Raw genomic sequence first — 22,252 nt, 5'->3', positions numbered from 1 at the left:
GATAACAGCGTGCCGAGCGCGACAAACGATGGCTGCTCAGGCCATGGATGATGCAGCGTCAAGTGAGGCCTGCTGCGCAATCAGTGCCAGGCAGCGCTGCACCACCGGGCTCATGTCGCCTTTGCGCCGGCTGAGGATGATCGGGCTGACGGCGCTGCTGTCGAGCAGGCTGGCGTACTCGATGTCGGTGCGGTGCTGGCGCTGCACCGAATCGGGCACCAGGGTCACGCCCAGGCCGACGGCGACCAGACCGATGGCGGTCTGCAATTCATTGGCCCATTGGCTGACCTTGATGCTCATGCCATGGTGGGCGAACAGCGCGAGGATGTGGTCGGCGTAGCTGGGCCGGGGGTTGGCGGGGTAGAGGATGAACGCCTCACCGGCAAGCTGGGCCAGCGACAGGGGAGCGCCGGCCAGGGCATGGCCCTTGGGCAGCACGGCCACCAGCGGGTCTTCGCGCAGCACCTGTTGCACGATGGCCGGATCGTCGACGCGGATGCGGCCGAAGGCGATGTCGATGCGGCCGCTTTTCAGGGCCTCGACCTGTTGCAAGGTGGTCATCTCGCTCAGGCTCAGCTCCAGCTCGCTGTCCTGGCGCAACTCGCGGATCAGCTCCGGCAGCACGGTGTACAAGGTCGACGGGGCAAAGCCGATGCCCAGCCACTGGCGCTGGCCCTGGCCAATGCGCCGGGTGTTGTCGCTGATGTTGTCCAGCTGCTGCAGCAGGGTGCAGGTCTGTTCATAGAAGAAGCGCCCGGCCTCGGTCAGGCGCAGCGGGCGCTCGCGCACCACCAGCAAGGTACCGAGCTGTTCCTCGAGCTGGCCGATCTGCCGGCTCAGCGGTGGCTGGGCGATGTGCAGCAACTCGGCGGCGCGGGTGAAGTTCAAGGTTTCGGCCAGGACCTTGAAGTAGCGAAGGTGGCGCAGCTCCATCAGACCTCCTGGGTATGGTGGGAGATTCATTTGATATTGGACGGCCCTCAGGGTCTCGCGCAATGCTTGAATAATCAAGTAAATGTAGTATCGGATCTGCGCCCTGCAGCCCGATTTGACGGGACTTCGAACCATGACAAACGCCCTGATCGAGCGTATCGACGCGATCATCGTCGACCTGCCGACCATCCGCCCGCACAAGCTGGCCATGCACACCATGCAGCAGCAAACCCTGGTGATCCTGCGCCTGAAATGCAGCGATGGCGTCGAAGGCCTCGGCGAGGCCACCACCATCGGCGGCCTGGCCTACGGCTACGAAAGCCCCGAGGGCATCAAGGCCAACATCGACGCGCACCTGGCGCCGGCGCTGATCGGCCTGCCGGCCGACAACATCAACGCCGCCATGCTCAAGCTCGACAAGCTGGCCAAGGGCAACACCTTCGCCAAGTCCGGTATCGAGAGCGCGCTGCTCGACGCCCAGGGCAAGCGCCTGGGCCTGCCGGTCAGCGAACTGCTCGGCGGGCGTGTGCGTGACAGCCTGGAAGTGGCCTGGACCCTGGCCAGCGGCGACACCGCCCGCGACATCAGCGAGGCCGAGCACATGCTCGAAGTGCGCCGGCACCGGGTGTTCAAGCTGAAGATCGGCGCCAACCCGCTGGAGCAGGACCTCAAGCACGTGGTGGCGATCAAGCGCGAGCTGGGCGAGCGCGCCAGCGTGCGTGTCGACGTCAACCAGTACTGGGACGAGTCCCAGGCCATCCGCGCCTGCCAGGTGCTGGGCGACAACGGCATCGACCTGATCGAGCAGCCGATTGCGCGCATCAACCGCGGCGGGCAGATCCGCCTGAACCAGCGCAGCCCGGCGCCGATCATGGCCGACGAATCCATCGAAAGCGTCGAGGACGCCTTCAGCCTGGCTGCCGATGGCGCGGCCAGCATCTTCGCCTTGAAGATCGCCAAGAACGGCGGCCCGCGCGCCGTGCTGCGCACCGCGCAGATCGCCGAGGCGGCCGGTATCGCCCTGTACGGCGGGACCATGCTCGAAGGCTCGGTCGGCACCCTGGCCTCGGCCCACGCCTTCCTTACCCTGCGCCAGCTGACCTGGGGCACCGAGCTGTTCGGGCCACTGCTGCTGACCGAGGAGATCGTCAACGAGCCGCCGCAGTACCACGATTTCCAGCTGCATGTGCCGCGCACCCCGGGCCTGGGCCTGAGCCTGGACGAAGCCCGTCTTGCGCGTTTCGCCCGCCGATAACCGAAGGAGAACCCCATGCTGTTCCACGTGAAGATGACCGTGAAGCTGCCGCTCGACATGGACCCGGCCAAGGCCGCGCAACTGAAGGCCGACGAGAAGGAACTGGCCCAGCGCTTGCAGCGCGAGGGCAGCTGGCGCCACCTGTGGCGGATCGCCGGGCACTACGCCAACTACAGCGTGTTCGACGTGCCCAGCGTCGAGGCGCTGCACGACACGCTGATGCAGCTGCCGCTGTTCCCGTACATGGACATCGAGGTCGACGGCCTGTGCCGCCATCCCTCGTCGATCCATGCCGACGACCGCTGAATCGCCCCGACTACCTGACAAGAACAATACGAGGTAAGCAACATGACCGTGAAGATCTCCCACACCCCTGAAATCCAGGCCTTCTTCGAGCAAGTGGCGGGCCTGGGCAACGCCGAAGGCAACCCGCGCTTCAAGCAGATCATCCTGCGTGTGCTGCAGGACACGGCGCGTCTGATCGAGGACCTGGAGGTCAGCGAGGACGAGTTCTGGCACGCCGTCGACTACCTCAACCGCCTGGGCGGGCGCAACGAGGCGGGCCTGGTGGCCGCAGGCCTGGGCATCGAGCACTTCCTCGACCTGCTGCAGGACGCCAAGGACGCCGAAGCCGGCCTGACCGGTGGCACGCCACGCACCATCGAAGGGCCGCTGTACGTGGCTGGCGCGCCGCTGACCGAGGGTGAGGCGCGCATGGACGACGGCACCGACCCGGGCGTGGTGATGTTCCTCCAGGGCCAGGTGTTCGATGCCGAGGGCCAGCCGTTGGCGGGTGCCACGGTCGACCTGTGGCACGCCAATACCCAAGGCACCTACTCGTACTTCGACTCGACCCAGTCCGAGTACAACCTGCGCCGACGCATCGTCACCGATGCCGAAGGCCGCTACCGCGCGCGCTCCATCGTGCCGTCGGGCTACGGCTGCGACCCGCAGGGGCCGACCCAGGAATGCCTGAACCTGCTCGGCCGCCACGGCCAGCGTCCGGCCCATGTGCACTTCTTCATCTCGGCGCCGGGGCATCGGCACCTGACCACGCAGATCAACTTCGCCGGTGACAAGTACCTCTGGGACGACTTTGCCTACGCCACCCGTGATGGGCTGGTCGGTGATCTGCGCTTTGTCGACGATGCTGCCGCGGCACATGACCGTGGCGTGCAGGGCGAGCGTTTTGCCGAGCTGTCGTTCGACTTCCAGTTGCAGACGGCCAAGGCGCCCGAAGCCGAAGCCCGCAGCCACCGCCCACGGGCGCTGCAGGACGGCTGACTTACAGCTTTGTGTTGTCTGTGATGGCCCTATCGCCGGCAAGCCGGCGATAGGGCCAGTACAAACCCAGCCAGTTCACCCGCCATACACCATTCCAATAACAATAAAAGGTGCGAGCATGACGATCCTCACCCAAGAGCAACCCCTCAAGCAGCAGAACAAACGCTACATCTACGAATGGTACGTGGTCATCCTGTGCATGGTGGCCTACATCTTCTCGTTCGTTGACCGGCAGATCCTGGCCCTGATGATCGAGCCGATCAAGGCCGACCTGCAGCTCAGCGATACCCAGTTCAGCCTGTTGCACGGCCTGGCGTTCTCGCTGTTCTACGCCTTCATGGGCATGCCCATCGCCTACCTGGCCGACCGCTTCTCCCGCCCACGCATCATCGCGCTCGGGGTAGTGTTCTGGAGCATCGCCACCGCTGCCTGTGGCCTGAGCAAGAACTTCGCGCAGATGTTCCTGGCGCGCATTGGCGTCGGTGTCGGCGAGGCAGCCTTGTCGCCCTCGGCCTACTCGATGTTCAGCGACATGTTCCCCAAGGAAAAGCTCGGCCGCGCCGTGGGCATCTACTCGATCGGCTCGTTCGTCGGCGGCGGTATCGCCTTCCTGGTCGGCGGCTACGTGATCACCTTGCTCAAGGATGCGCAAACCATCGAAGTGGCCGTGCTCGGTGCCATGAAAGCCTGGCAACTGGCGTTCTTCATCGTCGGCATGCCGGGGGTGATTGTCGGCCTGCTGATCTGGCTGACGGTACGCAACCCGCAGCGCAAGGGCGCGCAGCTCGATGCCGATGGCCAGGTGCGAAAGGTCAGGATCACCGATGGCCTGCGTTTCATCGGCCGTCACCGGGCGACCTTCGGCTGCCACTACCTGGGTTTCTCGTTCTACGCCATGGCGCTGTTCTGCATGATGAGCTGGACGCCGGCGCTGTATATCCGCAAGTACGGCCTGAGCCCGCAAGAGGCCGGCTTCATGCTCGGCACCATCCTGCTGCTGGCCAACACCACCGGCGTGGTGTTCGGCGGCTGGCTGACCGACCACCTGGCCAAGCGTGGCTACCGCGATGCGGCCATGCGCACCGGGGTGATCGGGGCCGTGGGCATGATCGTGCCGACCGTGCTGTATTCGCAGGTCGAGCCGCTGTGGCTGTCGGTGACCTTGCTGGTGCCGGCGATGTTCTTCGCCTCGTTCCCGATGCCAGCCTCCACCGCGGCCATGCAGATCCTCTCGCCGAACCAGGTGCGGGCCCAGGTATCGGCCGTGTTCCTGCTGATCAGCAACCTGCTCGGGCTGGGTCTTGGCACCACCCTGGTGGCGCTGATCACCGACCGCTACTTCGGTGCACCGGCGGCGGTCGGCTCGTCGATGTCGATCGTCAGCTGCGTGGCTTCGCTGCTGGCCATCGTGCTGCTGGCCAGAGGCTGCAAGTGCTTCCGTGAGAGCATGGGCCGCGAACACCCCGTACAGGCCTGAGATGCTCGCCGATATCCAGCTGCTGCAGCGCTTCCCGCTGCTCGATTGCCACGATGTGGCGCAGATGCAGGTGCAACTGGCCCGCTACCTGTGCCCGCATCGGCTGCGGCTGTTGGATGCTACGCCGCCACACCTGCAGGTCAACGGCATCGAGTTCGCCGGCGCCTCCTTGTTGCAAATGGACTATGGCGCGCCGGTGGAAATCAGCCTGGAAGGCAGCGGTGCCCACTACCTGTTCCGCAGCACCTTGCAGGGGCAGTGCGAAGTCAGTGACGGCCAGCAGCGCGCGGCGGTCGGCGCGGGTGGGTTGAGCGTCAGCTCGCCCTTCGCCAGCAGCCGCATCGTCACCGGTGGCGGCTGCCGCAACGCGGTGCTGAGCATGCCGCGCGAAGCCCTGGAGCTGCACTTGCAGCATTTGCTGGGGCGCAGCCTGGGGCAGCCGCTGGCGTTCCAGGTGCCCCTCGGTGCCGGCCACCCTGGCGTGCATGCCCTGGGTCTGGCCCTTGACTACCTGTGCCGGCTGTTCGCCCTGGGCCTTGACCTGGCGCCGATGCGCCAAGGTCTGGCCGACCACCTGGTGCAACTGTTGCTAACCCAGTTGCCGCACAACTACTCCCAAGTGCTCTGCGAGGCTGCCAGCACACCGCTGCCCAGCCACGTGCGCCGGGCACGCGACCACATCGAGGCGCACCTGGACCAGCCGCTGGCCTTGTCGACACTGTGCGCACTGAGTGGCGTTTCCGTGCGCACCCTGCAGAACGGCTTTCGCCAGTTCCTTGGCCAGACACCAGTGGAATACATCCGCGACCGGCGCCTGCTGGCCGTGCACCGGGCGCTGCAACAAGGCGAGGGCAGCGTGACCGAGGTGTTGCTGCGATACGGCATCAACAGCCCCGCGCATTTCACCCGCCAGTATCGGCAACGCTTCGGTTGCCGCCCCTCCGACACGCTCAAGCGCTGAGAAGCTGCGCAATCGGTAGCCTGTTTGCGTGATCGGATGCGTCGGCAATGCCCGCGCTGGCTAGCATCGGCCTACCTCAACACGCGGAGTTACCCCCATGCAAGTGACTATCCTTGGCGGCGGCCACGGCTGCTACGCGGCAGCTGTGGACATGGCAGAACGCGGCCACGACACCCGTCTGTGGCGCCGCGACAGTGTGGCGCTGCAGGCGCTGCAGGCCATCGGCAGCCTGACCGTGCGCGACTATCGCGGCACTCGGCAGGTGCCGCTGGACGCGCGTCTGCAACTGGTCGGCGACCTGGCCCAAGCACTGGAAGGTGCCGAGCTGGTGGTGATTCCGCTGCCAGCCACTACCCACGAGGCGCTGGCCGCCGAAGTGGCGCCGTTGCTGCGCGATGGCCAGGTGGTGTTCCTGCCGCCGGGGACCTTCGGCAGCTACCTGTTCGCCAAGGCCATGCGCCAGTGTGGCAACACGGCCGAGGTGGCCTTCGCCGAAACCGGCACCTTGCCTTACCTGGTACGCAAGCATGGCCCCGACCAGCTGGTGATCAGTGCCTACGCCACGCGCCTGCCGACGGGCGTGCTACCCAGCCGCCTGGCGGCGCACGCGTTCGCGGTGCTGCGCGAGGCCTATCCCAGCGTCGAGCCGATCGAGGACGCGTTGAGCGGTGCGCTGATGAACGCAGGCCCGGTCATCCACCCACCACTGATCCTGATGAACGCCGGCCCCCTGGAACACTTCCCGTCCTGGGACATTCACAACGAAGGCACCCAGCCGGCGATCCGCCGCGTCACCAGCCAGCTCGACAGCGAGCGTATGCGTGTGCGTGAAGCGCTCGGCTACCCGGCGCCGCACTTCCCGCTGGCCGACCACTACAACACCGACCAGGGCGATGAATGGATGTACGGCCGTGGCGCCCACGGCAAACTCACCGACAGCGGCGACTGGCGCGAGAAGATCGACCTGCAGCAGCACCGCTACATGCTTGAAGACACGCGCCTGGGCCTGTCGCTGCTGGTCTCCGTCGGCCGTTGGGCCGGTGTGCCGACGCCCGTGGCCGAAGGTTTGCTGGCGCTGGCGTCGGCCGTCACCGGGCGTGACCTCTACGGCGAAGGACGGACCCTGGAAAACCTCGGGCTGGCTGCACTGGACCGGGCGCAGATGGCCGCCGTGCTGCAGGACGGGGTGGCGGCATGAGCGGGCCACTGCGCCATATTGCCGTGGTCGGTGCCGGGCGCATGGGCGAGGGCATCGCCTTGGCCTTCGCCCAGGCCGGGCTGCAGGTGAGCTTGATCGACCTCAAGGAGCGCGCCGCCCAGGCCGATTATTTCCAGGCGATAGAACGCAATCTCAAGGCCCAGGCCGACAGCCTGGTCGCTCTCGAGCTGATCGGCAGCGTGCAGGCCCAGCAGCTGCTGGCGCGCATCCGCCTGCTGGGACCGCAGGCCGGTGGGCAGGCGCTGGCCGGTTGCGGGCTGGTATTCGAGGCCGTGCCGGAAGTGCTGGCGGCCAAGCGCGAGGCGCTGACCTGGATCGATCGGCATGTCGCGGCGGACAGCATCATCGCCTCGACCACGTCGACCTTCCTGGTCACCGAACTGGCCCACATGGTTTCTGGCCCGCAGCGCATGCTCAATGCGCACTGGCTCAACCCGGCGCACCTGATGCCGCTGGTGGAAGTCTCGCGCAGCGCGCAGACCTGCGACACGGTGGTCGCCGAGCTGTTGGCGACGTTGCAGGGTATCGGCAAGGTGGCGGTGGTCTGCAATGCGAGCCCCGGTTTCATCGTGCCGAGGCTGCAAGCCCTGGTGATGAACGAGGCGGCGCGCATGGTCGAGGAGGGCGTGGCCAGTGCCGAGCAGATCGACCTGGCGGTGCGCAGCGGCTTCGGCCTGCGCTTCTCGGTGCTCGGCCTGCTGGAGTTCATCGACTGGGGCGGTGGGGATATCCTGCACCACGCCTCGGGCTACCTCAGCCAGCACCTGGGCGAGCGTTACCAGGCGCCGCAGGCGGTGCTGGACAACATGGCGGCAGGGCGCAACGGCCTGCGCGAAGGCGTGGGCTTCTACGATTACCGCCAGGTCGATGTGCCGGCCTATCGCCATGGGCGCCTGGCCGCGCTGATGCAGCGGGTGCGCCAGGCGGGCCTGGCGCCGCATTTCGCTTCAGGCCTTGAAGCGCTGGATCAGCCCTTGCTGCTCTGACGCCAAGTCGTTCAACTGCTGGCTGATGCCCGCCGAACGCTCGGCCTGGCCGGACAGCGAAGCGGTGACATCGCGCACCGCTTCGACGTTGCGGTTGACCTCTTCGGCGACACTGCTCTGCTGTTCGGCGGCGCAGGCGATCTGCACGTTCATGTCGGTGATCACGCTTACCGCCTGGCGAATCTGCGCCAGCGCCTGGCGGGCCTGACGGGCCTGTTCGGCATTGGCCTGGGCCTGCTCGTGGCTGTGCTGCATGGCGTGGGTCACCTCGCGGGTGCCATTGCGCAGGCTGTCGACGATCGCGCCGATCTCCTCGACCGAGGCCTGGGTACGCTGGGCCAGGCCGCGCACCTCATCGGCGACCACGGCAAAGCCTCGGCCGGCTTCACCGGCGCGGGCCGCCTCGATGGCCGCGTTGAGGGCCAGCAGGTTGGTCTGCCGGGCGATCGAGAGGATCACCGCCATCACCGTGCCGATCTGCTCACCGCTGCTGGCCAGGGCATGCAGGCGTTGCATGCCCTCGCTCATGTCATGGGCCAGGGCCTGGATGCCCTGGCTGGCGTCCTCGATCACCTGCATGCCATCGCCGGTGGCCTGGTCGGCATGGCGCGCTGCCTCGGCCGCTTGTGCGGCGCTGTGGGCCGCGGCCTGGGCGGTGGCGGACATCTGCTGCAAGGCGGCGGCCATCTGCTCGATCTCGCGCAACTGCTGCTGCATGCCGGCATTGGTCTGGCTGGCGATGCGCGCCGACTGGTCGGCGGTGTCGCGGGTATCGCGCACACCGGCCTGGACCTGCGCGACCACCGGTTGCAGGTGCTCGAGGAAGCGGTCGAAGGCGCGGCTCAGACGCCCCAGTTCATCGCGGCCGGGGTAGGCGAGCCGGCGCGTCAGGTCGCCTTCGCCTTCGGCGATGTCCTCCAGCACGTGGGCGACATTGAGCAGCGGGCGACTGACGCTGCGCGCCATCAGCCACATCATCAGCACGCCCAGCACGGCGATGCTCAGCCCCAGGCCGATCTGCAGTGCCAGGCTGCGCAGGCGTTGCTCGCGCATCTGCGCCTGCAGGGCGCTCACCGGTGCGCCGAGCACCGCCTTTGGCACGCTGACCAGCACCGCCCACGGGCTGGCATCGGGCAGCGGCTTGATGGGCACCAGCATGCGCATGGCGTCGGCGTCCTCGAAGGTCTGCCCAAGGCCTGCGCGAACCGCGTCGAGCATCGCCGCGGCATGCTCGGGGTGGCGCGCCTTGAGCAAGGCGCCGAGGTGTTCGGGCTGGCGGCTGTCGCCGGCCAGCTGGCCGGCCGAGCTGACAATGGCGATGTCGCCCTGGCCTTGGTACAGCGCCGCGCTGGCAGCTTCGGCATCGTGCTGCAGCGAGCCCAGGTCGATGTCCAGGCCGATCACCGCAACCACCCGGCCTTGGTCGAGCAGCGGCAGGGTCAGGCTGGTCACCAGCCGCGCGGTGCCGCTGGAGCTGTCGACATAGGGTTCCAGCAGGCAGGGCTTGGCCGCTTGGCGCGAACAGCTGAAGAAGGCATTGAACGGCGCGCCGCTGGGGCCGGGCGAGGTGTCGGCCAGCAGATGCTCGTCACCCGGTACGGCCTGTAGCTGGCCGGGGGCCGATTGCAGCCAGTACAAGGCGAAGCGCCCCTGGTCGTTGCTGCCCAGTTCCAGCTGGCCAGGGAAGTCGGCATCACGGCCGTCGAGGGCGTTCTGGTCGAAGGTGATGAACAGCCCCAGCAGTTCCGGTCGTCCGGCCAGGGCCTGGCGCAGGACCTCGGTGAGGTCGCGGCGCAGCTCGGCTGCGGGCAGCTGGCCGTTGGCGTCGCGCTGGCGCAGGTGCATGACCTGGCGGCCTACGCCTTCGGCGAAGCTCAAGGCACGGTCGAAGCCCTGTTGGATATGCAGCGCCTGGGCCTGGCCTTCGGCGCGCAGGTTGCTTCGCGCAGCGCTCAGCAGCATGTCGCTGGCACTGCGCTTGACCTGGTCCTCACTGGCCTGGCGTTGGGCCAGGGCCAGTGCGGTGAGGAGTACGACAACGGCGGCCAGGCACAGGCTGGCGAGCAAGGTGATCTTGTTGTGAATGCTCAAGGCGTTGGTCATGTCGGTGGTTTCCGCGACGCGAGGTGGGCTCGCGGCAGGCTACCGGGCCGTCGCCGCCAGCGGTATGGGCGCGCTGCCGATTGGCAGGCAGCGGCAAGAGGTTGGCACGCAGAGGCAATACCGGCTTCAGGCGAGGGGCGAGAAGGGCGCTGGCAGGTAGACCGCCGACTGCATCTTCTCCAGTTGCGGCGCCGAATTTTCCGGTGGCCAGACCCCGTCGCGCACTGCGCGGGTGCGCACATCCAGGCGCTGCTCCAGGCTCGCGTAGGGCCAGATGTGCAAGTAGCGCGGCAGCCGGCCGCTGGTGGCGTAGAACGCGGCATAGACCTGGGAGTAGTCCGCTCCGGTGCGCGGGCCGACGGCCTTGCGCCAGCCGGCCAGGGTTGGCGCCAGCCCCGAAGTGACCAGGTCGTACTCGCGCAGCTCGTAGAACGGGCCGTGCTTGCCGGGGGCCAGGGGTTCGAGGAAGGGGAACAGCCGGTAGTCCTCCATGTATTGTTCGAGGATGAACTCGCCGATACCGAACGCATCGCTGGCGAGCAACACGCGCTGGCGTTCGGCGGCCTGGGCCTGGGCATCGGTGAAGCGGCGCAGCACGGCAATGCTGTTCTGCGGGCCGATCTCCGCGAGCCAGCAGCCGATCAGCTGCACGCCAGGACCTGCGTCCTGCAGCGCCGCCTGAAGGCGGGGCAGGGCCTGGGCGGGGGTACGCACGCGCAGGGTGAAGCGGAGCAGTTCGTAGAGGTCGGACATCAACGGGTTTCCTTCGATTGCAAATGAAAAGCCCGAACCCTCCCCGCACGGAAAGGCCCGGGCAAAAACGGTGGTGGGGGTCTACCAGAACTTCCAGGTGTAGGACGTGATGAAGCGCACTTCGTCGTAGTCGTTGCCGTACTTCTGCTTGGTGTGCATGTTCTTCAGGTCGAAGGCCAGGTCCTTGAGCGGCCCGCTTTGCACCACATAGCTGAACATGATGTCGCGCTCGCTTTCCTCGTCCCGTGCCAGGCCTTGGCCGCGGTCGACGTCGGTACCCTTGGTGTAGCGGGTGAACAGCTTGAGACCCGGAATGCCAAGGGCCGCGAAGTTGTAGCCGTAGCGCAGCGACCAGCTGCGTTCGTCCGGGCGGATGAACGGGATGCTGCCCCAGTTCGGCAGCCACAGCTGCGGCACGAAGCCGTTGAGGGTCGGGAACACCGTGTCGCCGGTCATGCGCTGGTAGACGACGCCAACCGTGTGGCCGCTCTTCTCCACGCTCACCAGGCCGTAGTAGGCGCGGTTGTCCACCGCGCCGCTGCGGGCGGCGCCATCTTCCTGGTTGTTGAAGTAGCCGATGTCGGTCTTCAGCTGGTAGCCGTCGGCGAAGCGCAGGGTGTGCTTGATGCCGGCGTAGTCCTGCTTGTAGATGTCGTTGAGCACGCCGTGGAAGTAGCTGCCCTGCAGATCCGGGGTCACGGCGTAGGTGGCGCCGGCGAAGTCGAGGCCATCGCTGTCCTGGCTGTCGGAGGTGCCGAAGCGGTACAGGCGCTCGTGGTTGGACGACTCGCGGGTGACGATCGACCAGAAGCGCCCACCCACCAGGGTCAGTTTGTCGATGTCGCGCGACTCGATCACCGCGCCTTGGTAGATGGTGTCGAGCTGACGGCTCGGGTCGTTCGAGGCGACCGGGTAGAACGGCCGCTGGTCGCCGATCTTCACCACGCTCTTGGCGTACTTGAGCTTCAGCGTCGCGCCGCCACGGCTGTAGTCGTCGGCAGTCTGCCGGTCATGGCGGCTGAAGGGCAGCGAGCCATCGTTGCCGGTGGAGTCCAGGCGCACGGCGTACTGCCCGTCGAGGTCGAAGCCCAGCGCCAGCGGCGTGTCGGTATAGCCGGATTCGAACTGCAGGTCGAAGCCCTGGGACCAGTTGCCGACCTTGGACACCGGCGCGTTTTCCTGGGTGAAGTTGCGGTTCAGGTAGAGGTTCTTGATGTTCACCGCAAGGTGGCTGTCATCGACCACGTCGGCCAGGCTGGCCTGGGGCAGGGCGCAGGCCATGCACAGGCAGAACGCGTTCGCACGCAAGGACCATCGGAGTTCCATGGAGGGGATTCCTGCAGAGTGATCAGGACAAGTGCCGGGCAGTCGTGCAACTGGGCAGCAGGTCTGGCGCCCGCTTGTCTGTCACGTTGTTTTTGTTGTTTTGGCTAGGCGTTACAAGGCTGCACGCTAAAGGCAGGGCGGCAGGGGCTCAATGACAGGGACGGTCAATGTCGTTGCGTTTTGCGCAACGGTGCATGCCTGCGGCCAGGCTCACAGTACCCGGCGCATCGCCCTGGCCATTTCGTTCGCCAGCGCCCGGGTCAGGTCGTCCAGGGGGCGCCCGCGGCGGCTGACGATCTGGATATCGGTGGTGTTCATCTGCGCGCAATCGATGCTCAGCGCCTTGAAGGTGCCGCCTTTGAGCTCGTCGATGATGGGCAGTTCGGCCAGCACCGTCGCCCCCAGGCCCGAGCGGACGAAGTCGAGGATCACTGCCAGCGAGTTGGAGGTCAGCGTTGGCACGATGCTCAGTGCCTGCCCCTTGCAGGCCTCGTCCACCAGTTCGCGCAAGCGGAAATTGGGGCCGGGCAGCACCAGCGATTCGCGGGCGAGGTCTTCGAGGCTGACGGTGCTGCGTTCGGCCAGGCGGCTGTCGCGGTGCACGATCAGGCGCAGTGGCTGCGCCAGGCTGAACAGGCGGCTCAGGCAGGCCGTCTGGCTGGGCGCGAAGACCACGCCCAGGTCGGCCTGGTCGGCCATGACCATGCGCTGAACTTCCAGCGAAGGTGCGCTGATGATTTCCGTCTTGTGCGCGCCATGGGCTTGGAGAAAGCCCTGCACCGCATTGATTGCCCGCGCACCGAGCAGGCCTTCGCCGATCGCGATCACCGTCGAGGCTTGCTGCTGGTTGCGCAGTTCGTCCAGGCGGCCGAGCAGTTGGCTGTGCTGGCGCAGGCGCTCGACGTAGTAGTCCACCGCAGCTTCGCCGGCGCAGGTCAGGCTGATGCGGTGGGTGCCAGGGCGCACCAGGTCGATGCCCAGTTCTGCTTCGAGCCGGGCGATCTGTCGGCTGACCGATGAGGTGGCGACGCCCAGTGTTTCGGCGGCGGCGCGCATGGAGCCTTTCTCGTGGCTCAGGTGCAGGTAGCGCAGGCGGTGATCCTGCAGATCGATAGGGCGGGTGGGCATGACCTCGACCTCGGTGAACGCACGCCAGGCAGCGGCGGAGGGATGGATTGGTTGTTTTTCTGGCTCCATGCCCGGCCATGCTACACGAGGTCCTTTCCTTGCGAAATCATGTGAATAATCCATTAAAAATATTTCGTCATATCGCCGGTCTTTGTTAGTTTTTTTGGCTGGACGGTAGTGTCAGGTTTTTCATGAAAAATGCATATAAATCAATTAGCTAAGGCGTATTTATGCTTTTTGTATCTCATTTTCGAGAGAAAAAATCACGAATTTAAGCTTGAAAATTCAATTGACAATTCACGTAAATCATCGCAGATTTTGGCCATCGGCACCCAAAACAAGAGAGACAGAACATGCCGCACGAACCCGCCTTTGCTCCCCTGCATGGTCGCCACTTGCCTGTGGCCGAGCCTGCTATTTCGCCTCCTGTCTACCGACACCTGCTCCAACAATAAAACCGCGCCTGAGACGGAGAATGTCCATGGATTCGCTTTGCCTGCGTGCCGCGCCCGAGTCGGCGCTTGCCTCCGGCCCTGCCTTCGAGGCTCTGCTTGACGGTGTTCGTGATCGTGCCCGTCTGGGTGAGTTCGATCGCCAGCGCCATATTTCCCGCGATGTGATCGATGCCTTCAAGGCCCACGGCGTCTACCGCGCCCTGGTGCCCAAGCGCTTTGGCGGGCTTGAATGCTCCCCGGGTGTGTTCTGCGAGATGATCGAACGCATTTCCCACGCCGACGGCTCCGCCGGCTGGGTCGCCAGTTTTGGCATGAGCCCGGTGTACCTGGCGGCGCTGCCACTGGAGACCATCGCCGAGATCTACGGCAACAGCCCCGACACGGTGTTCGCTGGTGGCATCTTCCCGCCGCAGCCTGCCGAGATCGTCGCCGGTGGCTTCAAGGTCAATGGCCGCTGGAAGTACTCCAGCGGCTCCATGGGCGCCGACATCGTCGGTGTCGGCATCGCCCCGCGCAATGGCGACAAGCTCGACCTGCCACGCCTGGCAGTGATGCCGCGCAGCCAGGCGCGCATCGAGGAAACCTGGGACACCGTCGGCCTGCTCGGTACCGGCAGCCACGACCTGGTGGTCGAGGACGTGGTGGTGGGCGAGCAGTGGACCTTCGTTCGCGGCGGCAAGCCCAACCTGGACGAGCCGTTCTTCCGCTACCCGTCGTTGTCGTTCGCCACTCAGGTGCTTTCGGTGGTCGGCTTAGGGATTGCCCGCGCCGCACTGGACGAGTTGTCGGGCATGGCCAGCGGGCGTATCTCGGTAACCGGCGCCCCGGCCCTGGCCGACCGGCCACTGGCCCAGGTCGACGTGGCCAAGGCCGAGGCCGCGCTGCGTTCGGCCCGCGCGTTCTTCTACGAATCCATCGAGCGCGCCTGGCAGCACGTGCTGACCGGCGACCCGGTGCCGATGGAAGTGACCAACCTGCTGCGCCTGTCCTCGACCCACGCCGCACGGGTGGCGGCGGAAGTGGCGCGCAGTGCGCAACTGCTGTCGGGCATGACCGGCATCTACAACGAAAGCCCGCTAGCCCGCTGCGTCAACGATGCGCAGGTGGTTACCCAGCACGCCTTCATGGGCGACGTCACCTACCAGAACGCCGGGGCGATGTTCTTCGGTAAACAGCCTCTTCCAGGCTACCTGTAACTCTCGGGATATTTGTCATGAGCGATAAGAAAGCCTTGCGCGTGCTGTTCTGCATGGGCATCAACCAGAACTTCTTCGATGCCCCGCGCGAGGAGCAACTGCAGGTGTGGGCCGCGTTCAGCGCGATGTGGAACGGCATCCATGACCTGGCCGGCGTCGACGTGCTGGGCAACATGGACGACGACCAGAGCATGGTCGGACCGTCCGATGGCTTCCCCTGGACCACCTACCTGCTGGCCGATGTACCGGACATCCAGACCGTGCACGCCGCCTGCAACCTGTTCCGTACCACCGCTGTTGGCGATGGCCCCTACAAACTGTGGCGCTACGCCAAGGTCGAGGCCCGTGTCGGCCGCGAACTGATCATCCAGCGCGCCTGAGTGGAGGAGTATTCCGTGACCAACCTGATTCCTGCCGTCAACCTGAGCGTCGACCCGGCCGAGCTGGTGCAAGCCGACCGCGTTCACACCTCCTTGTACACCGACCCGGCGCTGTTCGACGCCGAGCTCGAGAAGATCTTCCACAGCACCTGGATCTGGGTCGCCCACGAGAGCGAGATCCCCGAGGCCGGCAGCTACAAGACCACCTACATCGGCAAGCAGCCGGTGATCGTCGTGCGCGACCGCAAGAAGGCCGTGAACGTGCTGCTCAACCGCTGCCGCCACCGCGGTGCCACGGTGTGCGAGCACAAGAAGGGCAAGACCAACAGCTTTGTCTGCCCGTACCACGGCTGGGGCTACGCCCTCGACGGCTCGCTGCGTGGCGTGCCGCACCCGGAAAGCTACGGCGACTGCCTGGACAAGGCCGAGCTGCCGCTGGTCAGCCTGCGCACCGAAAGCTATGCCGGCATGATCTTCGCCACCTTCAAGGACGACATCGAGCCGCTGGAAGACTTCCTCGGCGCTGCCAGGAAGTGGATGGACCTGTTCATGAAACAGGGCGCCGGCTACGGCATCAAGGTGCCGGGCGAGCACCGCTTCCGCTTCCCCGGCAACTGGAAGATCCAGCTGGAAAACACCACCGACGCCTACCACTTCCCGCTGGTGCACAAAAGCTTCCTGTCGTCCGTGGACGAGCAGACGCTTGAACTGTTCGACTTCGTCAAGGGCCCCGGCTACGTCGAGGACCTGGGCAACGGTCACAGCGTGATGGTGATGATCCCCGAGCTGGTCGACCTGGAAGCCGACCTGGACAAGCCGATCCCCGAGCGCTTCGAATCGCTGGCTGCCGAACTGCGCGACGAAGGTATCGAAGAGCAGCAAGTGCGGCGCATCGTGCGCGCCGTCGGCGGGTCGGGCTTCAACCTTAACTTGTTCCCCAACGTCGCCTGCTCGATGGCGTTTTTCCGCGTGCTGCAGCCGATCTCGGTGACCGAGACCGAAATCCATCACTCGGTGATCACCATGGACGGCGGCCCGGCCGCAGCCAACCGCTACCGCCTGCGCCTGCACGAGCACTTCCAGGGCCCGATGGGCTTTGGCACCCCGGACGATTCCGAAGCCTGGGAGCGCGTGCAGAAGGGCGCCAACGCCGGCGAAGACCTGTGGATCATGTTGAACCGCGGTCTGCCGGGCGAGCGCCCGAGCGAAGATGGCCTGGTGTCCGACGTGAGTGCCGAAACCGGCATGCGCGCGGCGTACCAGCAGTGGAAAAAGATGATGTCGGCCTGAGAGTGGAGAACCCCATGAACCTGCAATTGCTGCAAGAAGTCACCGCTTTCATCTGGCAGGAAGGCGACATGCTCGACCACGGCGAGTACGAAGTCTGGCTGGATCAGTGGACCGCGAAAGGGACCTACATCATCCCGATCAACCCCAAGGAAACCGACTTCGAGAACACCTTGAACTATGCCTACGACGACCACCATATGCGCCGCCTGCGCGTGCAGCGGCTGATCGGCGGCGAGTCGATCTCCACCAGCCCGCAGCCGCGTACCGTGCGCAGCATCTCGCGCATCCGCGTGCTGAGCGACGACGGGGTGAAGGTCACCGTGCGCGCTGCGCAGAACATCCGCGAGTTCCGCAAGGAAAGCCTCAAGCACTACAGCGCCGACCTGACCTACACCCTGGTGCGTGCCGAGGGCGGGTTCCAGATCGAGCGCAAGGTGATCAGCCTGATCAACAGCGACGATACCCTCGCAGGTATCGGTTACATCCTCTGAGGTAGCAGCCATGAACCAAGTCGCATTGGTAACCGGGGCAGGGCAAGGGTTGGGCCAGCGCTTCTGCGCCCGACTGCTGGCCGCAGGCTTCGATGTGGTGGTCTCGGACCGCGACCTGGCATTGGCCCAGGCCGCTGCCGAGCAGCTGCAAGGGCAGGGTGGTCGCACCTTGGCAGTCAAGCTCGACGTCGCCAGCAAGGCGGATTTCGAGCAAGCCCTGGCCCAGGTGCTGGAGCGCTTCGGCGCCCTGCACGTGGTGGTCAATAACGCGGCGGTGACCAAGACCACGCCGCTGATGCAGATCAGCCCGGAAGAGTTCGACGCGGTGGTCGGCCTGAACTTGCGCAGCGTGTTCCTCGGCTGCCAGGTGCTGGGTGCGCACCTGGCCGAAGCCGGCTACGGGCGGATCATCAACCTGGCCTCGCTGGCCGGGCAGAACGGCGGTACCGCCACCGGCGCGCACTATGCGGCGAGCAAGGGCGCGATCGTCACCCTGACCAAGATTTTCGCCAAGGAATTCGCCGCCCGCGGCGTCACCGTCAATGCCATCGCCCCCGGCCCGATCGACTCGCCGGCGGTGCACGCCGCGGTGCCAGCCGAACGCCTGCAGGGGCTGCTGGCGAACATCCCGGTGCAGCGCCTGGGCGATGCGGATTTCCTGGGCGACCTGATCGTGCAGCTGGCGCGGCCCGAGGCCTACTTCACCACCGGGGCGACCTGGGACGTGAACGGCGGCCTGTTCATGCGATGAATCACTACAGGACACCGGTCATGAATGAACAATTGTTGAATGTCGTCGTGCGCAAGCGCGAGATCCAAGGGGCCGACGTGGTCGTCCTCGACCTGGCGCTGGCCGATGGCGCGGCGCTGCCGGCCTTCGAGGCGGGCGCGCACGTGGATATCCATGTGGCCCCTGGCGTGGTGCGCCAGTATTCGCTGTGCAGCGACCCGGCCGATGCCTCGGTGTATCGCCTGGGCGTGCTCAAGGACCCGGCCTCCCGTGGCGGTTCGGTGGGGGTGCATGAGGTGCTGGTGGAGGGGCGCGAGGTGCAGATCAGCACGCCGCGCAACCTGTTCCCGCTGGCAGCCGATGCGCGCCGCTCGATCCTCTTGGGCGGCGGCATCGGCATCACGCCGATGATCGCCATGGCCCATGCCCTGCACCAGCAGGGCGCCGATTTCGAATTGCATTACTGCGGGCGTTCGCGCAGCCGCAGCGCGTTCCTTGAAGCGCTGGCCAGTGCGCCCTTCGCCGAGCGGGTGTTCACCCACTTCGACGACGAAGACGCCGCCCAGCGCCTGGACCTGCCTGCCGTACTCGGCGCCAGCGCGACCGGCACCCACATGTACACCTGCGGCCCGTCGGGCTTCATGGACTGGGTGATCGCCGGCGCGCGCCAGCAGGGCTACGCCGAGGACCACATCCACAAGGAGTACTTCCAGGTCGAGGTGGATGCCAGTGGCGCCAGCTTCGAAGTGGTCGCGGCGCGCAGCAACAAGACCGTGCAGGTTGCCGAGGGCCAGAGCATCCTCGATGCGTTGGCCCAGGTCGGCATCAAGATCGATATCTCGTGCGAGCAGGGTGTGTGCGGTACCTGCATGTGCGAGGTGCTCGAAGGCGAGCCGGACCATCGCGACGTGTACCTGACCGATGAAGAGAAAGCCGCGAACGACCAGATCCTGGTGTGCTGCTCGCGGGCCAAGTCCAACAAGCTGGTGCTGGATATCTGAGGAGCATGACCATGGTTGACGTAACCCAATTTCGCAACGCAATGGCCATGCTCGGTGGCGCCGTGTCGGTCATCACCACCGATGGCCCTGCCGGTCGCTTTGGCTTTACCGCCTCGGCGGTGTGCAGCGTCACCGATTCGCCGCCGACCTTGCTGGTGTGCATGAATCGTTCGTCGTATTCCAACGAGCAGTTCAAGGCCAATGGTGCGTTGTGCGTGAACGTGCTGGCCGGGACCCATCAGGAGCTGTCAGGGGCTTTCGCCAATCGCCAGCTGAGCATGGAAGAGCGCTTCGCCAGCACCCACTGGAGCGTGCTGGAAAGTGGCGCGCCGGTGATGCAGGAAGCGCTGGTGAACTTCGACTGCCGGATTGCCCAGGTGCATGAGGTGGGCTCGCACAGCATCTTCTACTGCGAAATCCAGGAAATCCGCCAGGGTGGCGCCGATGACGGGCTGGTGTATTTCAACCGTGCCTATCACCGGGTGTGCGACGCCTCGAAGGCCTGCTGAGGTCTAGCGACCGCGCCGCCGCGAAACCCGCGCCTCGATGTTCTTGCGGCCGATCAGCAGCGGCGGTTTCTCCACCACCGGCTCATCGGCCAGCCACTTGTACATCACCAGGCAGTCCACCAGGCCCAGGCGGGCGTGGCGGAATGCCTTGGGCAGGCGGCCGACCGTGTCGAAGCCGAGCGTGTGCCACAGCGCCACCGCCACTTCGTTGCTGGCCACCACCGAGTTGAACTGCAGCGCCAGGAAGCCTTCCTGGCGCGCCAGTTTCTGCGAGTGTTCGCACATCTGCCGTGCCACGCCGCGGCCACGGGCGGCCTCGCTGACCATGTAGCCACAGTTGCCGACATGGCCACCGGGGCCGGCGGCATTGGCCTTGAGGTAGTAGGCGCCGAGCAACTCACCGTCCTGTTCGGCCACCAGCGTGCGCAAGGGCAGCTCCAGCCATAGCTGGCGGGCCTGCTCGAAGCTCAGGGCCGGGTCGTAGGCGTAGGTTTCGCGGGCCTGGACGATGGCCTGGAAGGTCGGCCAGAAGCGCTCGAAGTCGTCGGGCGTCATGGGGCGGATGTGGATCATGGCGGTACCTGTCGGGGCTAGGGCGCCAAGTCTGGGCGGCGCGGCGCCGTCGCGCAAGGGCGGCGACGCCGTTTGCGGCTCAGTTGCCGGCCTTGCCCAGCGCATCCATGGCACGCGCCGAGTAGACCAGTGCGGCACCGGCGTTCATTGCCACCGCCACGCCCAGGGCTTCGGCGATTTCTTCGCGTGTCGCACCTTGCTTGAGCGCCTGCTGCGAATGCACGGCGATGCAGCCGTCACAGCGGGTGGTGACGGCCACGGCCAGGGAGATCAGCTCGCGGGTCTTGGCATCCAGGTGGTTGGTCTTGGCACCGGCGCCGCTGGCGGTCATGTAACCGGCCACGGTGTCGGGGGACAACTGCTTGAGGTCGCCGATACCGGCCATCAACTGCTTACGGTAGGCGTCCCAGTCCATCATGCTCATCATCTTCACCTTGGGGAGGTTGCGAGTGGAGCTTTCAGACTAGACGAAGATCGGGTGTCTCTACCGGCCCTATCGCCGGCTTGCCGGCGATAGGGCCGGTACAGCCCATCAGATATAGATGAACACCAGCACCAGCGCCGCCACGAACGCCCACTTCTCCAGGTAATAGAGCTTGCGGTTGCGCTTCTTCAGTGCCTTGCCGCGTTCACGGATCCTGTAGATGCGGGTGAACAGGCGGTTGATTCCGCCAGTCTTGTCATTGGCATCGTTCGGCGCTGCCGCCGCCGCCATGACATTGCGGCTGAACCAGCGGTTGAACGCCGTGGCCCAACGGTACTTGAGCGGGCGCTCGACGTCGCAGAACAGGATGATGCGGTTGTGTTCGGTGGTATTGGCGGCGTAATGGATGTAGGTCTCGTCGAACACCACGCCTTCGCCGTCGCGCCAGGAATACTTCTCGCCGTCCACATCGATGTAGCAGCCATCGTCGTTCGGCGTGTCCAGCCCCAGGTGATAGCGGTAGGAGCCGGCATAGGGGTCGCGGTGGCGCACCAGCTTGGCGCCCGGCGGCAGGGTGGCGAACATGGCGGCCTTGACCGAACCGATGCCCTGCAGCAACTCGGTGGTGCGCGGGCACAGATTCATCGCCGATGGGTGGCTTTCGCCGTACCACTTCAGGTAGAAGCGCTTCCAGCCGGTCTTGAAGAACGAGTTGAAACCGACGTCGTCGTAGTTGTCGGATTTCTTGATCTCGCCCACATGCAGCAAGCGCTGGGCTTCTTCGCGAATCTCTTGCCAGTGATCCTGCAGCGGCTGCAGCTCGGGGAAGGCTTCTACCGGCAGGTAGGGTTTGGCCGGGTGCCTGGAGAACAGGTAGAGGAAGCTGTTGACCGGGGCCAGGAAGCTGGAGTGGTCACCCAGTTGGCGAGACGGCTTGTGACGCACGCGACCGCGCAGGTGAACATAGGCGATCGAGAGGGCGAAGATCAGTACGATTGCAATTTTCATGGACGGTTACTTATCGAAAAATGGCCATGCGCCATGGCATAAGCTCGCCAGCATAAACGTTCAGTGGGGTAGTTTGTACATATTGTTGGGTGATTGCAGGGCGACTTAGGTGTAATGGCCTGTAGATTGCACAAACGATTCAGGATGAGGAGCACTCCATGGTTCAGGACCTGCGCCCCAGTGGCGCCCCCTTCAAACGGCTGTTCTTCGCCTTGTCGCTCAGCGATGCCCAGCGGCGCTCGCTGGCCCAATGGCGACGCGGCCTGAGCCTGCGCAGTGGCAAGCCGGTGCCGAGTGAAAACTTGCACCTGACGCTGCTGTTTCTCGGTGATGTGGACGCCGGCCAGGTGCCGGCGATCTGTGCCGCCGTGGACACCCTCGCGCGCCCGGGGGCGGCGCTGCGGTTGCTGCTCGACCAGCTGAAGGTGTGGCCGCGGGCCAATGTGCTGGTATTGGAGCCGGATGAGACACCCGTGGCGTTGCGGCAACTGGTGTACGGGTTGCAGCAGGCGTTGCTGCCCCTGGGGTTCGCCGAGCAGGCACGTGAGTATCGGCCGCACCTGACCCTGTCCCGGGATTATCGCGGCCAGGCGCCCGAGGCCACGGTGGCGCCGGAGTTCTTCATCAGCGCCCGGCATTTCACCTTGTACGAGTCGCGCAAAGGGCGCTATTGGCCACTGGCCGAGTGGCCATTGGTGGAGTGATGGTGTTTGACTTGGTTATTTCTGGGGATGTGAGATCGAGCGCCGCCCGCGCGGCGCATCGCGAGC

At 65.6% G+C, this 22,252-nt stretch carries 23 protein-coding genes and 1 pseudogene; 15 read left to right on the top strand and 9 right to left on the bottom strand.

Annotated elements, in window-relative coordinates:
* Positions 1 to 36 precede the first annotated feature (36 nt).
* Positions 37 to 933, bottom strand: a complete 897-nt coding sequence (locus PPL01S_RS10455) for a LysR family transcriptional regulator (RefSeq protein WP_016393671.1) — start codon at positions 931 to 933, stop codon at positions 37 to 39.
* A gap of 133 nt (positions 934 to 1,066) precedes the next feature.
* Here PPL01S_RS10455 and PPL01S_RS10450 point away from each other — a divergent pair, with 133 nt between their 5' ends.
* From PPL01S_RS10450 to PPL01S_RS10420, 7 genes are all read left to right on the top strand, one after another.
* Positions 1,067 to 2,188, top strand: coding sequence for a muconate cycloisomerase family protein (locus tag PPL01S_RS10450; protein WP_016393672.1), 1,122 nt, complete (start codon positions 1,067 to 1,069; stop codon positions 2,186 to 2,188).
* 15 nt (positions 2,189 to 2,203) lie between these two features.
* A complete protein-coding gene (catC, locus tag PPL01S_RS10445) occupies positions 2,204 to 2,494 on the top strand; it encodes a muconolactone Delta-isomerase (RefSeq protein ID WP_016393673.1) in 291 nt (96 codons plus the stop codon).
* Between the two features lie 42 nt (positions 2,495 to 2,536).
* Entirely contained in the window at positions 2,537 to 3,472 is a 936-nt protein-coding gene (gene catA, locus PPL01S_RS10440; protein WP_016393674.1) for a catechol 1,2-dioxygenase, read from the top strand.
* Positions 3,473 to 3,590: 118 nt separating this feature from the next.
* Positions 3,591 to 4,949, top strand: coding sequence for a spinster family MFS transporter (locus PPL01S_RS10435; RefSeq protein ID WP_028624951.1), 1,359 nt, complete (start codon positions 3,591 to 3,593; stop codon positions 4,947 to 4,949).
* A 1-nt stretch (position 4,950) separates the two neighbouring features.
* On the top strand, positions 4,951 to 5,910 hold the full coding sequence (locus PPL01S_RS10430) for a helix-turn-helix transcriptional regulator (RefSeq protein WP_028624950.1): 960 nt from the start codon (positions 4,951 to 4,953) through the stop codon (positions 5,908 to 5,910).
* 97 nt (positions 5,911 to 6,007) lie between these two features.
* The gene (locus PPL01S_RS10425) at positions 6,008 to 7,108 is read left to right on the top strand and encodes an NAD/NADP-dependent octopine/nopaline dehydrogenase family protein (RefSeq protein WP_016393677.1); all 1,101 of its coding nucleotides are present in this window, start codon (positions 6,008 to 6,010) and stop codon (positions 7,106 to 7,108) included.
* Positions 7,105 to 8,115 (top strand): 3-hydroxybutyryl-CoA dehydrogenase, encoded by a 1,011-nt coding sequence (locus PPL01S_RS10420; RefSeq protein WP_028624949.1) that lies wholly within the window; start codon positions 7,105 to 7,107, stop codon positions 8,113 to 8,115. Before PPL01S_RS10425 ends, PPL01S_RS10420 begins: the two co-directional genes overlap by 4 nt.
* Here PPL01S_RS10420 and PPL01S_RS26010 read toward each other — a convergent pair.
* The 5 genes and pseudogenes from PPL01S_RS26010 to PPL01S_RS10400 all read right to left on the bottom strand — a co-directional run bounded on the left by PPL01S_RS26010 (position 8,077) and on the right by PPL01S_RS10400 (position 13,425).
* A complete protein-coding gene (locus PPL01S_RS26010; protein WP_415639428.1) occupies positions 8,077 to 8,802 on the bottom strand; it encodes a methyl-accepting chemotaxis protein in 726 nt (241 codons plus the stop codon). The two genes, PPL01S_RS10420 and PPL01S_RS26010, sit on opposite strands and share 39 nt — an antisense overlap.
* A 132-nt stretch (positions 8,803 to 8,934) precedes the next feature.
* A pseudogene (locus PPL01S_RS26005) lies at positions 8,935 to 9,081 on the bottom strand (HAMP domain-containing protein); the annotation flags it as partial.
* Positions 9,082 to 10,344: 1,263 nt separating this feature from the next.
* Complete coding sequence (locus tag PPL01S_RS10410) at positions 10,345 to 10,971, bottom strand: NIPSNAP family protein (RefSeq protein ID WP_016393680.1); 627 nt, start codon at positions 10,969 to 10,971, stop codon at positions 10,345 to 10,347.
* An 81-nt stretch (positions 10,972 to 11,052) separates the two neighbouring features.
* Entirely contained in the window at positions 11,053 to 12,297 is a 1,245-nt protein-coding gene (locus tag PPL01S_RS10405) for an OprD family outer membrane porin (protein WP_016393681.1), read from the bottom strand.
* Between the two features lie 210 nt (positions 12,298 to 12,507).
* Entirely contained in the window at positions 12,508 to 13,425 is a 918-nt protein-coding gene (locus PPL01S_RS10400) for a LysR family transcriptional regulator (RefSeq protein WP_028624948.1), read from the bottom strand.
* Between the two features lie 481 nt (positions 13,426 to 13,906).
* Here PPL01S_RS10400 and iacA point away from each other — a divergent pair, with 481 nt between their 5' ends.
* From iacA to PPL01S_RS10365, 7 genes are read left to right on the top strand one after another with little or no spacing between them, the layout of a single operon-like run.
* Positions 13,907 to 15,076 carry an indole-3-acetate monooxygenase gene (gene iacA / locus PPL01S_RS10395; RefSeq protein WP_028624947.1) on the top strand — a complete coding sequence of 390 codons (1,170 nt, stop codon included), beginning with the start codon at positions 13,907 to 13,909 and terminating at the stop codon, positions 15,074 to 15,076.
* A 17-nt stretch (positions 15,077 to 15,093) separates the two neighbouring features.
* Positions 15,094 to 15,456 carry a hypothetical protein gene (locus tag PPL01S_RS10390; RefSeq protein ID WP_016393684.1) on the top strand — a complete coding sequence of 121 codons (363 nt, stop codon included), beginning with the start codon at positions 15,094 to 15,096 and terminating at the stop codon, positions 15,454 to 15,456.
* A gap of 15 nt (positions 15,457 to 15,471) precedes the next feature.
* The gene (locus tag PPL01S_RS10385; RefSeq protein ID WP_016393685.1) at positions 15,472 to 16,746 is read left to right on the top strand and encodes an aromatic ring-hydroxylating oxygenase subunit alpha; all 1,275 of its coding nucleotides are present in this window, start codon (positions 15,472 to 15,474) and stop codon (positions 16,744 to 16,746) included.
* A 14-nt stretch (positions 16,747 to 16,760) separates the two neighbouring features.
* Positions 16,761 to 17,237 (top strand): aromatic-ring-hydroxylating dioxygenase subunit beta, encoded by a 477-nt coding sequence (locus PPL01S_RS10380; protein ID WP_028624946.1) that lies wholly within the window; start codon positions 16,761 to 16,763, stop codon positions 17,235 to 17,237.
* A gap of 10 nt (positions 17,238 to 17,247) precedes the next feature.
* Entirely contained in the window at positions 17,248 to 17,988 is a 741-nt protein-coding gene (locus tag PPL01S_RS10375; RefSeq protein ID WP_016393687.1) for an SDR family NAD(P)-dependent oxidoreductase, read from the top strand.
* A gap of 20 nt (positions 17,989 to 18,008) precedes the next feature.
* Positions 18,009 to 18,968 carry a PDR/VanB family oxidoreductase gene (locus tag PPL01S_RS10370; RefSeq protein ID WP_016393688.1) on the top strand — a complete coding sequence of 320 codons (960 nt, stop codon included), beginning with the start codon at positions 18,009 to 18,011 and terminating at the stop codon, positions 18,966 to 18,968.
* A gap of 11 nt (positions 18,969 to 18,979) precedes the next feature.
* Positions 18,980 to 19,477 (top strand): flavin reductase, encoded by a 498-nt coding sequence (locus tag PPL01S_RS10365; RefSeq protein ID WP_016393689.1) that lies wholly within the window; start codon positions 18,980 to 18,982, stop codon positions 19,475 to 19,477.
* Positions 19,478 to 19,480: 3 nt separating this feature from the next.
* On the opposite strand, the gene PPL01S_RS10360 is transcribed toward PPL01S_RS10365, so the two are convergent.
* From PPL01S_RS10360 to lpxO, 3 genes are all read right to left on the bottom strand, one after another.
* Complete coding sequence (locus tag PPL01S_RS10360) at positions 19,481 to 20,050, bottom strand: GNAT family N-acetyltransferase (protein WP_016393690.1); 570 nt, start codon at positions 20,048 to 20,050, stop codon at positions 19,481 to 19,483.
* A 79-nt stretch (positions 20,051 to 20,129) separates the two neighbouring features.
* Positions 20,130 to 20,474 (bottom strand): carboxymuconolactone decarboxylase family protein, encoded by a 345-nt coding sequence (locus tag PPL01S_RS10355; protein ID WP_028624945.1) that lies wholly within the window; start codon positions 20,472 to 20,474, stop codon positions 20,130 to 20,132.
* Between the two features lie 108 nt (positions 20,475 to 20,582).
* Positions 20,583 to 21,482, bottom strand: coding sequence for a lipid A hydroxylase LpxO (gene lpxO / locus PPL01S_RS10350; protein ID WP_016393692.1), 900 nt, complete (start codon positions 21,480 to 21,482; stop codon positions 20,583 to 20,585).
* 158 nt (positions 21,483 to 21,640) lie between these two features.
* Between lpxO and thpR the strand changes: the two genes are divergently transcribed.
* Positions 21,641 to 22,186 (top strand): RNA 2',3'-cyclic phosphodiesterase, encoded by a 546-nt coding sequence (thpR, locus tag PPL01S_RS10345; protein WP_016393693.1) that lies wholly within the window; start codon positions 21,641 to 21,643, stop codon positions 22,184 to 22,186.
* Positions 22,187 to 22,252: the final 66 nt, after the last annotated feature.

Source organism: Pseudomonas plecoglossicida NBRC 103162 = DSM 15088 (assembly GCF_000730665.1).
In the GTDB taxonomy this organism is placed as follows: domain Bacteria; phylum Pseudomonadota; class Gammaproteobacteria; order Pseudomonadales; family Pseudomonadaceae; genus Aquipseudomonas; species Aquipseudomonas plecoglossicida.
This window is presented reverse-complemented; position numbering and strand designations above follow the sequence as displayed.

Bases quoted from the DNA above. Each gene is read 5' to 3' on its own strand.
- PPL01S_RS10420 (WP_028624949.1), top strand. From the start codon at position 7,105: ATGAGCGGGCCACTGCGCCATATTGCCGTGGTCGGTGCCGGGCGCATG.
- PPL01S_RS10370 (WP_016393688.1), top strand. From the start codon at position 18,009: ATGAATGAACAATTGTTGAATGTCGTCGTGCGCAAGCGCGAGATCCAA.
- PPL01S_RS10375 (WP_016393687.1), top strand. From the start codon at position 17,248: ATGAACCAAGTCGCATTGGTAACCGGGGCAGGGCAAGGGTTGGGCCAG.
- PPL01S_RS10400 (WP_028624948.1), bottom strand. From the start codon at position 13,425: ATGCCCACCCGCCCTATCGATCTGCAGGATCACCGCCTGCGCTACCTG.
- PPL01S_RS10425 (WP_016393677.1), top strand. From the start codon at position 6,008: ATGCAAGTGACTATCCTTGGCGGCGGCCACGGCTGCTACGCGGCAGCT.
- PPL01S_RS10390 (WP_016393684.1), top strand. From the start codon at position 15,094: ATGAGCGATAAGAAAGCCTTGCGCGTGCTGTTCTGCATGGGCATCAAC.
- catC (WP_016393673.1), top strand. From the start codon at position 2,204: ATGCTGTTCCACGTGAAGATGACCGTGAAGCTGCCGCTCGACATGGAC.
- PPL01S_RS10430 (WP_028624950.1), top strand. From the start codon at position 4,951: ATGCTCGCCGATATCCAGCTGCTGCAGCGCTTCCCGCTGCTCGATTGC.
- PPL01S_RS10405 (WP_016393681.1), bottom strand. From the start codon at position 12,297: ATGGAACTCCGATGGTCCTTGCGTGCGAACGCGTTCTGCCTGTGCATG.
- PPL01S_RS10435 (WP_028624951.1), top strand. From the start codon at position 3,591: ATGACGATCCTCACCCAAGAGCAACCCCTCAAGCAGCAGAACAAACGC.
- PPL01S_RS26010 (WP_415639428.1), bottom strand. From the start codon at position 8,802: ATGGCCGCCGCCTTGCAGCAGATGTCCGCCACCGCCCAGGCCGCGGCC.
- PPL01S_RS10360 (WP_016393690.1), bottom strand. From the start codon at position 20,050: ATGATCCACATCCGCCCCATGACGCCCGACGACTTCGAGCGCTTCTGG.
- PPL01S_RS10410 (WP_016393680.1), bottom strand. From the start codon at position 10,971: ATGTCCGACCTCTACGAACTGCTCCGCTTCACCCTGCGCGTGCGTACC.
- thpR (WP_016393693.1), top strand. From the start codon at position 21,641: ATGGTTCAGGACCTGCGCCCCAGTGGCGCCCCCTTCAAACGGCTGTTC.
- lpxO (WP_016393692.1), bottom strand. From the start codon at position 21,482: ATGAAAATTGCAATCGTACTGATCTTCGCCCTCTCGATCGCCTATGTT.
- PPL01S_RS10365 (WP_016393689.1), top strand. From the start codon at position 18,980: ATGGTTGACGTAACCCAATTTCGCAACGCAATGGCCATGCTCGGTGGC.
- iacA (WP_028624947.1), top strand. From the start codon at position 13,907: ATGGATTCGCTTTGCCTGCGTGCCGCGCCCGAGTCGGCGCTTGCCTCC.
- PPL01S_RS10450 (WP_016393672.1), top strand. From the start codon at position 1,067: ATGACAAACGCCCTGATCGAGCGTATCGACGCGATCATCGTCGACCTG.
- PPL01S_RS10380 (WP_028624946.1), top strand. From the start codon at position 16,761: ATGAACCTGCAATTGCTGCAAGAAGTCACCGCTTTCATCTGGCAGGAA.
- PPL01S_RS10455 (WP_016393671.1), bottom strand. From the start codon at position 933: ATGGAGCTGCGCCACCTTCGCTACTTCAAGGTCCTGGCCGAAACCTTG.
- catA (WP_016393674.1), top strand. From the start codon at position 2,537: ATGACCGTGAAGATCTCCCACACCCCTGAAATCCAGGCCTTCTTCGAG.
- PPL01S_RS10355 (WP_028624945.1), bottom strand. From the start codon at position 20,474: ATGAGCATGATGGACTGGGACGCCTACCGTAAGCAGTTGATGGCCGGT.